Raw genomic sequence first — 13,664 nt, forward strand, 5'->3', positions numbered from 1 at the left:
CTGCTATCAAACAGGTAGCATCGGGTCGTTTCGGTGTAACGTCGTACTATCTAACTAATGCGGCTGAAATTCAGATTAAGATGGCTCAAGGTGCGAAGCCCGGTGAAGGCGGTCAACTACCCGGCCACAAAGTGGATGACTGGATTGGCCGTACTCGCCACTCAACCCCTGGCGTAGGTCTGATTTCACCACCGCCGCATCACGATATCTACTCGATCGAAGATTTAGCGCAGCTTATTTTCGATTTGAAAAACGCCAACCGCAAATGCCGTATTAACGTTAAGTTAGTATCAGAAGCGGGTGTTGGTACAATCGCATCCGGTGTTGCTAAAGCAAAAGCGGATGTTATTTTAATTGCTGGTTTTGACGGCGGTACGGGTGCATCACCTGTATCCTCAATCCGTCACGCGGGTCTGCCGTGGGAATTGGGCTTATCAGAAGCGCACCAAACACTGATTAAAAACGGCTTACGTAACCGTATCGTGTTACAAGCTGACGGTCAGATGAAAACGCCACGCGATTTAACCATTGCGGCATTGTTAGGCTCTGAAGAATGGGGCGTTGCTACGGCTGCACTGGTTGTTGAAGGATGTATTATGATGCGTAAGTGTCATCTAAATACCTGTCCAGTGGGCATTGCGACACAAAACAAAACATTACGTGAGCGTTTTGATGGTCGTGTTGATGATGTGGTGACTTTCTTTAACTACCTGGTAGAAGGGATGCGTGAAAACATGGCGCAATTAGGTTATGCAACAATCAACGAAATGGTTGGTCAGACGCAAAATCTGAAAGTGCGTGAAGATATCAAGCATTGGAAATACAAAAACTTAGATTTAAGTACAATCTTATTTAAAGAAACCCCTAAAGCTGAAGACGGCTTATTTAACCAGACCGGTCAAAATCATAATCTTGACGCGATACTGGATAGAAAACTGATTGAACTTGCAAAGCCTGCACTGGAAAACGGTGAGGCGGTATCGGGTGATTTCTCTATCTTCAATACTGATCGCAGTTGTGGCACTATGCTGTCGCATGAAATATCGAAGATCTATAAAGATCAGGGGCTGCCAAAGCCTATGACGGTTAAATTTACCGGCTCTGCAGGTCAATCATTTGGTTGTTTCTTAGCTAAAGGGGTTGAGTTTACCGTTGAAGGTGATTCCAACGATTACTGGGGTAAAGGTTTATCGGGTGGCCAAATAGTGGTCTATCCATACCGTAACTCAAACCTGGTGGCGAAAGACAATATCATAGTCGGTAACGTCTGTTTCTATGGCGCAACGTCGGGCGAATCATATATTAATGGTTTGGCCGGTGAACGTTTCTGTGTACGTAATTCGGGTGCAGAAGTGGTTGTAGAAGGTGTTGGCGATCATGGTTGTGAATATATGACCGGTGGCATCACCATCATTTTGGGTACGACAGGTCGTAACTTTGCTGCCGGTATGAGTGGTGGAGTGGCGTATGTTTGGGATCAAGATGGAACCTTTGCCAGCAAGTGTAATATGGAACTTGTGGATCTGGATCCATTAGAGCAAGCAGATAAAGAATTATTGATTGCTAAAGTGACTAAACATTTGCAGTTAACCGAATCGAATGTAGCTAAAGCATTCTTAGCGGATATTGATGCAAGCTTAGCAAAAGTAGTGAAAGTAATGCCACGTGACTACAAAGCAGTATTAGCTACTCGCGGCAAAGGAGAAGCATAATGGGTAAACCTACTGGATTTTTAGAATTAGGTCGTGAACTACCACCGAAAGTAGCGGTAGTCGAGCGTCTCAAAGATAATAAAGAGTTTGTAAAAAACGATGAGTTTGGTGACAAAATAGTTGACCAGGCTTCTCGTTGTATGGACTGTGGTGTGCCTTTTTGTCACAACGGTTGTCCGATTGGTAATATCATTCCTGAATTCAATGATGCGGTTTACCGTGAAAGTTGGTTGGAAGCGTGGGATATTCTAAGCGCGACCAATAACTTTCCTGAATTTACTGGGCGCGTATGTCCTGCTCCCTGTGAGACATCATGTGTTCTTGGAATTAACCAAGATCCAATCACTATTTGTAATATCGAAAAAACCATTGTCGAAAAAGCTTATGAGAATGGTTATGTTAAACCTAAGATTCCTACCGCTCGCACGGGTAAAACAATCGCAATTGTTGGCTCTGGGCCTGCCGGATTAGCGGCAGCAGAGCAGCTAAACAGTGCCGGTCACACCGTGACTGTTTATGAGCGTGATGAAAAGGTCGGTGGTTTAGTACGTTTTGGTATTCCTGACTTTAAACTTGGTATGGATGTCATCGATCGTAAAATCGCAGTGATGGAAGCCGCTGGCATCAAGATGGTGGTGAATGCGCACATAGGTGTGGATTTCAACGCCCAAGAGTTACGTAACCAGTTTGATGTTGTGCTGTTAACGGGCGGATCAACTGTGCCGCGTGATTTACCAATCCCGGGTCGAGATCTTAAAGGCGTCCATTTTGCCATGGAATTCCTAGGTCAAAATAACCGTCGTGCCAATGGCATGGATATTAAAACAGAAGAGATTCACGCTAAAGACGATCACGTTGTGGTTATCGGTGGTGGTGATACTGGCTCTGACTGTGTGGGTACATCAAACCGTCATGGCGCAGCAAGCGTAACGCAAGTGGAAATCATGCCGGTTCCACCTGAGAAACGCACTGTTAATATGCCTTGGCCGTCGTACCCTATGATCTTAAAAACCACCACTTCACATGAAGAAGGGGTAGATCGCCACTGGTCAATCTTAACCAAAGAATTTATCGGTGACGAAAACGGTAACGTTAAAGAGCTAGTGGTTGCAGACATCGAGTGGCAAGAAGCCGCGCCGGGTCAACGTCCTAACTTCAAAGAGATTGAAGGCAGTGTGCGTGCAATCCCTTGTACTAAAGCCTTCTTGGCAATGGGTTTCTTACACCCAGAGCCAACAGGTGCACTAGCACAACTTAAGATCGCTTTAGATGAGCGTGGTAATGTACAAACAACTGACTACCAGACGAGTCAGAAAGGCGTATTTGCTGCGGGTGATATGCGTACCGGACAATCATTGATTGTTCGTTGTATTAACGAAGGGCGAGAAGCATCTTGCGCTATCGATACCTACTTAATGGGCTCTTCAAATTTAGAGTCTATCGATCACTCATTAATGTTAGCGGACTAAACGTTCGCATTACATTCTGTGAGAAATAAACCCCCTCTCTGTTAAGGAGCAGGGGGTTTTTCATTATAAAGACAAAAATAAAGATAAAGGTAAAAAACAGATGATGTTAATCGATTTTGCAGCGTCGCCGCTGTCGGTTTTGCCAGCGATTGTTGCGTTGGGCTTAGCTATTATTACTCGTCGAGTATTGCTTTCGTTAGGTGTAGGGATCGTATTAGGTACCTTGCTGTTAGTTGATTTCTCTTTTGCAAATGGCGCAAGCTATATTTTTAATACCGTTAAAGGCGTTGTTATTGAAGAGGGCGGCATTAATAGCTGGAATATGAGCATTGTTGCCTTTCTATTATTACTGGGCATGATGACGGCGTTATTGACGCTTTCAGGCGGGACGCGTGCTTTTGCTAATTGGGCGTTGGATCATATCAAAGATAAGCGTGGCGCCGCATTTTTAGCGGCTTTTTTAGGCGTGTTTATTTTTATTGATGATTACTTTAATAGCTTGGCCGTCGGCTCTATTGCCCGTCCGGTAACGGACCGATTTAATGTGTCACGGGCAAAGCTTGCTTATATCCTTGATTCCACAGCGGCACCTATCTGTATATTGATGCCGGTTTCGAGTTGGGGGGCGTATATTATGACCATTATTGGCGGTATTTTACTGAGCCATGGGATCGTCGATTATTCGCCATTGGGTGCTTATATGCGCTTAATTCCAATGAACTTTTATGCACTATTTACCCTGTTAATGGTATTTGCTGTGATCTGGTTCAAGCTCGATATTGGTTTGATGAAAACCCATGAAAGTGACGCTGAAAAAAAAGGTTCCATAAAAGGCAATGATCATGGCGCTGTTAATCTGCATGATGAATATGGAATAGATGAAAGTGAAAAAGGCAAAGTTTCAGATCTGATCCTGCCGATTATTACCCTAATTATAGCAACGCTGTTTTTCATGCTCTATACAGGTAATCAAGCGCTAAGCGCAAATGGATCCGATTTTTCTGTACTGGGCGCATTTGAAAATACCGATGTCGGTAAATCCCTCTGTTATGGCGGACTTGTTGGCTTACTTTTCTCCTTTGTTATTGTATTAAAGCAAAAGCTTGCCTTTTCTCTGATTGCTAAAGCATTGTGGATTGGCGCTCGATCAATGTTTGGGGCGATTATTATTCTGTTTTTTGCTTGGGCAATTGGCAGTGTGATTGGGGATATGAAAACAGGGGCTTACCTCTCATCATTAGTGCAGGGTAATATAGGTTTACAATGGTTACCTGTAATTTTATTTATCTTATCAGGTGCAATGGCCTTTGCGACGGGAACGTCATGGGGAACATTTGGAATAATGCTACCCATTGCCGGTGATATGGCGGCGGCAACAGAAATCACACTGATGTTACCTATGCTAAGCGCGGTATTGGCAGGCTCAGTGTTTGGCGATCACTGCTCGCCAATATCCGATACCACTATCCTTTCATCCACAGGCGCTCGTTGCAGGCATATTGACCATGTAGCAACTCAGCTGCCATATGCTTTGATAGTGGCATCGATTTCGGCCATAGGTTTTGTGGTGTTAGGTTTCACCGCTTCAATGACCGCCTCTCTGCTTGCCTGCTCTGCGGCATTTAGCTTAGCCATTATTATGATGAAGATCTTTTCCACAAGATAACGAACTGTTTCTATCTGTGATAAAAAACCAGCTTATTGCTGGTTTTTTTTTCTGCAATGGATGCATAAGCGGATCTTCTTGGCAATTTCATTTTGCATTGAGATAACGTAAACTACGCGCCTAATTCTTAAGCTCTATTTTGTCAGGTGAACCCATGATACGTTTAAACCAAGTTAAACTTCCACTCGATCATAGTGATGATGCACTGCAGGCATTTGTATTAGATAAGCTGTCGATTACAATGGAACAGTTGCTGGATATTCACCTCTTTAAGCGTGGTTATGACGCGCGTAAACGCAATGTGATCACACTGATCTATACGCTTGATGTCACCCTGCAAAATGTCGATGAAAGTGCCTTGTTACAACGCTTTGAGAAAGATCAAAATGTGCGTAATGCGCCCGATACCCAGTATAAATATGTGGCCCAAGCGCCGGCTGATTTAACTGAGCGTCCAATCGTAATCGGTATGGGGCCTTGCGGCCTATTTACTGGATTGATTTTAGCGCAGATGGGCTTTAACCCTATTATTTTAGAGCGCGGTAAATCGGTGCATGAACGTGCTAAAGACACCTTTCGTTTTTGGCGAAAAGGGGAGTTAAATACCGAGTCCAATGTACAGTTTGGTGAAGGCGGTGCCGGCACCTTCTCTGATGGTAAATTATATAGCCAAGTGAAAGATCCCAATTTCTTAGGGTTAAAAGTAAAGCAAGAATTTGTCGCAGCAGGCGCGCCAGCTGAGATTATCTACGTCAGTAAACCGCATATCGGTACCTTTAAACTGGTCACTATGGTTGAGCGGATGCGCCGCAAAATCATCGAACTTGGCGGTGATATTCGTTTTGAAACACGTGTCGAAGAGATCAATATCGAAGGTCAAGGTGAAAACAGGCAAGTCACAGGTGTTACCTTAAACGGGGGGGAAGTGATTCACTCTAACCACGTTACGCTGGCGATTGGCCATAGTGCACGCGACACCATTGCTATGTTGCACGATAAGGGCGTACATCTGGAAGCGCAGTCTTTCTCGGTGGGTTTTCGTATTGAGCATAAGCAGGAGATGATTGATAAATGTCGTTTTGGCATTAATGCCGGGCATCCTATTTTAGGCGCGGCTGACTATAAATTAGTGCATCACTGCAAAAATGGCCGCAGTGTGTACAGTTTTTGTATGTGCCCGGGTGGCGTAGTGGTTGCCGCAACCTCAGAAAAAGAAGCGGTTGTCACTAATGGTATGAGTCAATATTCGCGCAGTGAGCGCAATGCCAACAGTGCAATTGTGGTGGGCGTTTCACCAAGTGACTTTGATAACGATCCACTGCAGGGGATAGCGCTGCAGCGTAAATTAGAGCGTCATGCCTATATTCTTGGTGGCAGTAATTACGATGCACCGGCGCAACGTGTGGGCGATTTTTTAGCAGCCCAAGATGCCAAACCATTTGGCCCGATTGAACCCTCCTATAAACCTAATGTAAAAATGACAGATTTAAGTACCAGTCTGCCCGGTTTTGCCATTGATGCGATTCGTGAGGCGCTGCCTGCATTTGATAAAAAAATACGCGGTTTTGCCACCGCAGATGCCATGCTAACAGGAGTTGAAACGCGTACCTCTTCACCGGTGCAAATTAAGCGCGGTAGCGATTATCAGAGTCTTAATATTAAAGGTTTATATCCAGGCGGTGAAGGGGCCGGTTATGCAGGGGGGATTTTATCGGCGGGCATTGACGGCATTAAAATCGCTGAAGCGCTGGCATTAGATATGATTAAAAAATAACGGCCTCTACCTTGATTTTGTGCTTTACACATTCTGTTATCGGCGATTCAGTTTGCGGAAGAAAAACCGTACCTTAGTTAACGCTTTTATCAATAGGAATCAATATGAAAATAGTATTATTGGATGCATTGACATTAGGCGACAGTGATTTGTCGATGTTAAATATACTGGGTGAATTCAGCGCTTATCCGGTCACCGAAAATGAGCAACGTTTAGTCCATATTGCAGATAATGAAGTGATTATCACTAACAAGGTGATCATTGATAAGGCAACTATTGACGCTAATCCGCAGCTGAAATTAATTTGTATTGCCGCAACAGGCACTAACAATGTGGATCTGATTGCTGCCGAAAAGGCGGGGGTAGTGGTTAAAAATGTGAGTGGTTATTCAACCGAGAGCGTTGCCCAATCTACATTTTCTATGCTATTGCAATTGATTCATCAGAGCCGTTATTACGACCATTACACACAAAGCAAAGCATGGTGCGACAGTCCGACTTTTACCCATATCGAGAAACCGTTTTTTGAAATAAAAGGAAAACGGTGGGGGATTATCGGGATGGGCGCCATCGGGCAGCGAGTGGCTGAAATTGCACAGGTATTTGGCTGTGAGCTTTGTTATTACTCAACCTCAGGAAAGAACACTGAGCAAGCAATTAGGCAAGTTGATTTACATACGCTTCTGTCAAGTTGCGATATTATCAGCATTCATGCCCCATTGAACGGGCAAACGGAAAACTTGATCGATGAAAAAGCGTTAACCTTAGTTAAAAAAGGGGCAGTTATACTTAACTTAGGGCGTGGCGGTATTATTGATGAATTAGCGATGGCGAAGGCGCTGGATCACTCAGAACTCTATCATGGCACTGATGTGCTGGCTATTGAGCCGATGCAGCAAGACCATCCCTACTTTTCGGTGCAGGCGCAATCTCGTTTACTGATCACCCCCCATATTGCATGGGCGAGTGCACAAGCACGGGCAACATTAATGAATGAGATAGTTAAAAACATCGAATCATTATAAAAAGTGAGTCGTTATAGAAAAGTAAAAAAAAAGCTGACCGAGGTCAGCTGTTAAATAGAATTGCTAAGCTGTTTATTTTACCGCTTTGCTATTCACATAGGAGTCAAAAATAATACCCTGTGAATTGACATCGACGCCCATTTTCATGCGCGCGTCATAGTTGATTAAAGACATCGCTTCTTCAGGTACGCTTTCACCCGTTAACTCTATTGCAGTGACGATAGGTGTAAACATCTTTTTGAAATCAAAGGATAAATTATAAATCCCATTTTTGCTTAACGGTTCAGAAGAAAGCGTATCAGCAACTTTTTTGCCCTTTTCTCCATTGTAAATAACCAGATGGTTACCCTTAATCGCCAGTTTAGGTGCTAACTTTAATTGTGCCGGCATTGGGAAAAAAGAGGTCAAATCGATCGGCTCTGAATCATTGCTGAGCTGAATTTGTTGTAATTGTGGTGCAAACATTTTAACTGAATTGAAAATCTGTTCAGGGTTATCTGCAGATAGGGTAAAGAGTGCATCCAGGCTTTCCAGTTCGGGCTGATCATTGACCTGGCTTATGGTGTAATCGAGGACGGCGAAGCTGGCACCTTTTATCCCATTAGCCATGGCCGCACTCATACCTATCATACCTATCGACTCACCTGATTGGCTGATTGTTGCCTGCATCTCGGCAAGCGGCTGGCATGTGTAACTTGGTGTTTGCAAATCACTCCAAATATCATTAAGTGAACCCGCTAATTGGCTCACATCAAGCCCAATAGCCATAGCAAAGACGTTATTGTCTATATCCGCTGTGTACTCTGGGATATAGCCACGCAGTGATTGCAGAGCGTTTAAAATAGCCTGATTTTTGCTTTCAATAACAGTGTCAATGGAGATAGTTGATTCTGTCGCACTGATATCTTGCGTCTTGTAACCAAAAACGGTGCGCGGCCAGTTGTTGGCTATGCTTGCAAAATCACTTGCACATTGAGGGTTACGGACAGCAGCAAGCGGACTTTCTTCATTGAGCTGTTTCTCGATAGCGACTATTTGACGGGCTAATTGGTTGCCATCTGTTGTGGTCAAACCTTTAAGGAGTTCGATATGATTGATGAAACCAACGCTGGATTGTTCAAAGCCATGAGTTTTAATTATCTCTTCAATTTGTCCCGAAGCTGCTAATGAGTGCTCAACTTTTGTCAAACCAAGTGCGGTGGCTAATAAAACCTGATCGTTATAAGAGGTATTAAGGGTAACGGTTAACAGCCCCTGATCAATGGCGATAATTAGCTCCACCATTGCCGGATCGTTTTTATCTGTTAATGGATAGGCCCGATAATTTAATGACTGCAGTGTACCTTTTTGATGGGTATAACCTGTTTCAAGTTCATTTTTATCTAACAGATCCCAAACCGCCTGCGGATCCTCTATTTCAACTTTTAAAACGGGTAATAAACCTAAGGTGTAGAAGTAAGCGCGTAATTCCTCCGGAAAGCCAAATGTTTTGATCAGTGCATCCGGATTTTTTAATCCCTCTTGATAGGTGTTAAATATATTTAAGAAGAAATTGATCTTTGGCGTATTGTCAGCATCTAAATCATTCGCAAGTTGCTCTGCGGGATTAGCCATAATCGGCATTGAAGAGAGATAATCTTTGAGTGGAAAAGGGGTGAGTTGACCTGTAAATATAGGGGTGTCTGCAGGTACGTACTCTAAGACATTGTATGCTGTCGATGTGCCTTGCTGCTGGTTAAAAATGTAACCTCCAACACCTGCAGCAGCAATAGCTGCGACGATTAATACTTTCTTCAAGTGATTCTCTCCTGTGGATAATAGTGGCTTCATCTTACCTAAAAAAAAAACGATGGCTACCTAAGATTATGTTTTTGTGATTTTATTCTCACTGTACTTATACTTACGCACTTGAAGATGCAGGAATTTGCATCTTCAAGTAGCGAGAGTATATATCTCTTATTGATAAGTTGAACTCAATACCGGTATCGGATTATGTTTTTCCACTGGAAACTGCTGGATAGCGCAAATCCTGTAAATTAAAGCCCAGTGTGATCTCTTTTTGTAAGGTAACGAGTTCTCTGGCGAGTAGCGCATCTTCGCGAGATTGAACTGCTTTTGTTAAGCGTTTATCCTTCACATCAGCAGGTTGCTGGAGCATATTATCCAGGCTATTAAATTGCTGCATGAGTGCTAATGCGCCTTTGCTGCCGATTCCTTCCACCCCTTTAATGGCGCTGCTGGAAATGCCGGTAATGGCCCAATAGTCACATAACTGCTTAGCGGATAAGCCCATTTTATTGACTACCGCGATCGCATCTGTATAACTATGCTGAAAATAATCATAAATAATGATCTGCGAATTAAGTAACTGATAAAAGCCTTTATCGGTAGAAACAATAATGCATTTCTGCTTTTTTTGGGCGATTTTATCTGCAAGCGTAGCAATCAGATCATCCGCTTCATCACTTTCACTCAGCAGAGACTCTACCCCCATTGCTAAAAAAAGATCTTGAATTTTACCTAAATCCTGTTTTAAAAGAGGCGGGATAGGTTTACGTCCCTGTTTATAGTTTGGATATAAATGGTGACGCCAATTCGGCGCATGGCTATCAAAGACAGAGATAACATGTGTGGGTTGGTGCATATGTAAAAGCTTTTTAAGCGCATTACAAACAGTCGTTTCTGTGGCAATAAGCGCTGCATCTGTTTCACCATATTGCTTCTCTTGTACGGCATAGATGCGCCGAATCAGATTCATTGCATCTATGATAAGCAGTGTGGCAATCATCTTAACGCATTATTTTATAACAGGGCGTATAAACAGTGCCGGGTAATTTCATGCGCCCCTGTTTAACAAAGCTTCCCAATAACGTATCAACTTTCTCCATCAACTGTTTTTCACCTCGCAATTCAAACGGGCCATATTTCTCAATTGACTTGATCCCGTCCTCTTTAACATTCCCGCCGACAATGCCGGAAAATGCACGACGTAAATTTGATGCTAATTGCTCGCCGGGTTGATCATGGTGCAATGCAAGATTAGCCATATTCTCATGGCTCGGGGTAAAGGGGTGTTGGAAAGGGTGAGCAATTTTAAGCGACCAGTTAAAGGAGTAAGCATCACCAATTGCACGGCGATATTCAGTGACCTTATGCATCGATTTTTTCATTACTTGCGCAACTAATGATGGATCGTCAATGATAATCTGGTAGTGCTGCTGTGCCTCTTTTCCAAGCGTATCCCCAATAAATTGATCGATAGCTTGAAAATAAGCTTCACTTTCTTTGGGACCCGTTAAAACAATAGGTAAGGGCTGGCGCTTATTTTCCGGGTGCATCATGATGCCCAAAATATACAATAACTCTTCGGCCGTGCCCGGGCCGCCTGGGAAAATCACGATACCGTGCGCAATGCGTATAAAGGCTTCGAGGCGTTTTTCAATATCAGGTAAAATAACCAGTTCATTAACGATGGGGTTCGGTGGCTCGGCAGCGATAATACCCGGTTCAGTGAGGCCAATATAACGGCCATTAGTGACTCTTTGTTTGGCATGACCGACAGCCGCTCCTTTCATTGGACCTTCCATCGCACCGGGGCCGCAGCCGGTGCAAATATTTAACTCTCTAAGCCCTAATTGACTGCCGACTTCACTGGTATAGCTAAATTCACTATCGCTGATTGAATGACCTCCCCAACAAACAATAATATTGGGTTCAACGCCGGGTTTTAAGATATCCGCATTACGTAAAATTGAAAAAATTAAGCTGGTAATTTGTGTCGTAGAATTTACATCTTGGTCAGGCAGGCGCAATTGTGTATTTACGTATAACAGATCGCGTAAAACAGCGAACAGATGTTCCTGGATCCCAATGATCAGTTCACCATCAATAAACGCCTCTTCAGGGGGGTTCTGTAATTCAATTTTAACCCCTCTCTCTTGGCGTAACACATTAATTTCAAAGGTTTTATACTTTTCCAGTATCTCTTTACTGCTGTCCGTATTGCTACCTGAATTAAGCACTGCAAGAGAGCAGTTACGAAATATTTGATAAGTATCGAATGCGGCACTGGCTTTTAATTGGTTTACTTCAAGTTGTGATAATAAAGCCATGCTACCGACGGGATTGATATGAGTGATCATCGCGTTTCCTTGAATCTAATGAGTGATAATACCAAATCCACTAATTATCTATTCATTTATGCTTGTTAGAATGAATGCTAGCTGCGTTATTGATTTTGCAATTAGAACAACTAGTTACTGCAATCAATGCCTTGCTTTCATCCATTATTCCTGCGCCTAAATAGATCATCTAATGAGTGGAATTGGTATAATAAATTGTGACTAATTTATGAATGCAGAATGACTAAGTTGATAAGTAACCAAGTTGATAAGTGACGAGAAATTCTGATTTATTAAAGGGAGATAAACTCAGCACTTTTATCTTGCAACTGTATATTCAGTCGTCTGCATATAAGCATAAGCTAAAAAGAGAGAGTTGCCATCTTTTTCTTTTTAAAGCAATGAGTTACTCTTTTTCAAAATAAACAACACGGCCGCGGCCATTATTTTTAGCATGGTAAAGGGCCCTATCCGCACGCTCAAAAGCGCTGTCGATATCATCATCTTCAACAAAGCTACAGCAGCCGATGGAAATGGTAATGCTGATATTCTCTTTTTTAAATTTGAAAGGGATCTTTTTTATAACATCGCAAAGCTTCTGCAGCGCAAGTTGCATCTGTTGAGAGGTGATCTCGGGAAGTAACACGGTAAACTCTTCACCACCATAGCGGGCAATAAAATCCGCATTGCGCAGTGATTTTTGTAATGTTTGTGCGATTACATTTAATACTTTATCACCTGCCAGATGGCCAAATGTATCATTGATTTTTTTGAATTTATCGATATCAATAATCGCCAAATTAAGTGGATGCTGGTAACGTTTATAACGGGTAAATTCAATTTGCAAACGTTCGCTCCAAGCTGCACGGTTTGGGATTTTAGTTAGAAAATCAATATGCAGTTGTTTGTTTTGCAGCTTAAGCGTGTTTTGGTAATTTTGTGTTTCATTTTGCAGCTCTTTTATTTCCCTCTCCATATTTTGGAATTGCTGGCGAAGCTTATGTTCTTTGTCTTCCGCTCTATCTTTAATTAGTTGCTCGACACTTTCAACATAAGTAAAAATATTATTGCGTAATGAGATCATATCGCTGGCGTTTTCAGCATCTTTTTTGAGGCGGGAAGATTGTTTTTGTATGTTTTTAACACATTGCTGTTGCTCTTCAAAAGCGTGTATTGCATGTTTTACATTGTTTGAAAAACCAAGATAAAACTGTGTCAGGCTATCATTTAGCGTATATAAAAAGTGACGCGATGAGCGACGTTCTTCTCGCGTGCTATCAACGATAATAGTGATAATACTCATGCAATACTGAGGCAGCATAAGCGGGCTATCTGCACTGACTATTTTCAGGCGGATAGCTTCGAGTTGCTTGATATATGCATCACCAATATCCATATTAAGGATAAGCAGCTGCAACTCGTCAGATAGGTCATTCAATTGAGAAGATTGGTCACTGTCAGTTGTGCTTGCTGCTATTTTTTTATTATTACTTAGTTCAATAACAACACGCTGGTAAATTTTGATAATGTCAGTGATTTCATTGTGGTGTTCAATAATAGTGTAAGGTTGTGCCACAGACTTCGCCTGGGCTATTTTATTATTAACAGATTCAGACAGTCTAGGTAGTCTTTGTAACTGCAGCTGTGATTGCGACGCGATTAATCGTCCTTCAGAGAGCGTATCTTCGAATGGGATCTCTAACTGATTAAGTTGATCTGTGCACTCATCAAGGAGCTGGATTGTTATTTTCTCAGAGGGACTAACGCGTAGTTTTTTTAAGAACCCAATTTGATAATGATCAAATTTTTTGTCTTGTCGGGCAGTTCTTTTTAATAACTGTTGAAGTAGCGTTATAACAGCTATTGGGGAGGTCATATATAGTTATTCCAATTAAAG

The 13,664-nt window shown here is 42.6% G+C and carries 9 protein-coding genes; 5 read left to right on the top strand and 4 right to left on the bottom strand.

The features are described 5' to 3' along the window. The 5 genes from ACJAT7_RS04065 to ACJAT7_RS04085 form a co-directional block, all read left to right on the top strand. The coding region (locus ACJAT7_RS04065; RefSeq protein WP_415225519.1) for a glutamate synthase-related protein at nt 1-1,712 on the top strand (1,712 nt) is incomplete at its 5' end. After that, nucleotides 1,712-3,181, top strand: a complete 1,470-nt coding sequence (locus ACJAT7_RS04070; RefSeq protein ID WP_415225520.1) for a glutamate synthase subunit beta — start codon at nt 1,712-1,714, stop codon at nt 3,179-3,181. The genes ACJAT7_RS04065 and ACJAT7_RS04070, both read left to right, overlap by 1 nt. A 100-nt stretch (nt 3,182-3,281) precedes the next feature. Next, nucleotides 3,282-4,847, top strand: coding sequence for a Na+/H+ antiporter NhaC family protein (locus ACJAT7_RS04075; RefSeq protein ID WP_415225521.1), 1,566 nt, complete (start codon nt 3,282-3,284; stop codon nt 4,845-4,847). Nucleotides 4,848-5,001: 154 nt separating this feature from the next. Continuing rightward, nucleotides 5,002-6,621 carry an NAD(P)/FAD-dependent oxidoreductase gene (locus ACJAT7_RS04080; protein ID WP_415225522.1) on the top strand — a complete coding sequence of 540 codons (1,620 nt, stop codon included), beginning with the start codon at nt 5,002-5,004 and terminating at the stop codon, nt 6,619-6,621. 104 nt (nt 6,622-6,725) lie between these two features. Beyond that, the gene (locus ACJAT7_RS04085; protein WP_415225523.1) at nt 6,726-7,646 is read left to right on the top strand and encodes a D-2-hydroxyacid dehydrogenase; all 921 of its coding nucleotides are present in this window, start codon (nt 6,726-6,728) and stop codon (nt 7,644-7,646) included. Between the two features lie 72 nt (nt 7,647-7,718). Here the strand turns inward: ACJAT7_RS04085 and ACJAT7_RS04090 are convergent, their stop codons facing one another. The 4 genes from ACJAT7_RS04090 to ACJAT7_RS04105 all read right to left on the bottom strand — a co-directional run bounded on the left by ACJAT7_RS04090 (nt 7,719) and on the right by ACJAT7_RS04105 (nt 13,643). Next, nucleotides 7,719-9,443: a hypothetical protein gene (locus tag ACJAT7_RS04090; RefSeq protein ID WP_415225524.1), complete on the bottom strand. Its 1,725-nt coding sequence runs from the start codon at nt 9,441-9,443 to the stop codon at nt 7,719-7,721. 193 nt (nt 9,444-9,636) lie between these two features. Continuing rightward, nucleotides 9,637-10,434, bottom strand: coding sequence for a flap endonuclease Xni (xni, locus tag ACJAT7_RS04095; RefSeq protein WP_415225525.1), 798 nt, complete (start codon nt 10,432-10,434; stop codon nt 9,637-9,639). A gap of 1 nt (nt 10,435) precedes the next feature. Further along, a complete protein-coding gene (ppnN, locus tag ACJAT7_RS04100) occupies nt 10,436-11,788 on the bottom strand; it encodes a nucleotide 5'-monophosphate nucleosidase PpnN (RefSeq protein ID WP_415225526.1) in 1,353 nt (450 codons plus the stop codon). Nucleotides 11,789-12,173: 385 nt separating this feature from the next. Then, nucleotides 12,174-13,643, bottom strand: a complete 1,470-nt coding sequence (locus ACJAT7_RS04105) for a GGDEF domain-containing protein (protein WP_415225527.1) — start codon at nt 13,641-13,643, stop codon at nt 12,174-12,176. Nucleotides 13,644-13,664: the final 21 nt, after the last annotated feature.

This window comes from Psychromonas sp. (genome assembly GCF_047632995.1).
In the GTDB taxonomy this organism is placed as follows: domain Bacteria; phylum Pseudomonadota; class Gammaproteobacteria; order Enterobacterales; family Psychromonadaceae; genus Psychromonas.

Bases quoted from the DNA above. Each gene is read 5' to 3' on its own strand.
- ACJAT7_RS04070 (WP_415225520.1), top strand. From the start codon at position 1,712: ATGGGTAAACCTACTGGATTTTTAGAATTAGGTCGTGAACTACCACCG.
- ACJAT7_RS04075 (WP_415225521.1), top strand. From the start codon at position 3,282: ATGATGTTAATCGATTTTGCAGCGTCGCCGCTGTCGGTTTTGCCAGCG.
- ACJAT7_RS04080 (WP_415225522.1), top strand. From the start codon at position 5,002: ATGATACGTTTAAACCAAGTTAAACTTCCACTCGATCATAGTGATGAT.
- ACJAT7_RS04085 (WP_415225523.1), top strand. From the start codon at position 6,726: ATGAAAATAGTATTATTGGATGCATTGACATTAGGCGACAGTGATTTG.
- xni (WP_415225525.1), bottom strand. From the start codon at position 10,434: ATGATTGCCACACTGCTTATCATAGATGCAATGAATCTGATTCGGCGC.
- ppnN (WP_415225526.1), bottom strand. From the start codon at position 11,788: ATGATCACTCATATCAATCCCGTCGGTAGCATGGCTTTATTATCACAA.
- ACJAT7_RS04105 (WP_415225527.1), bottom strand. From the start codon at position 13,643: ATGACCTCCCCAATAGCTGTTATAACGCTACTTCAACAGTTATTAAAA.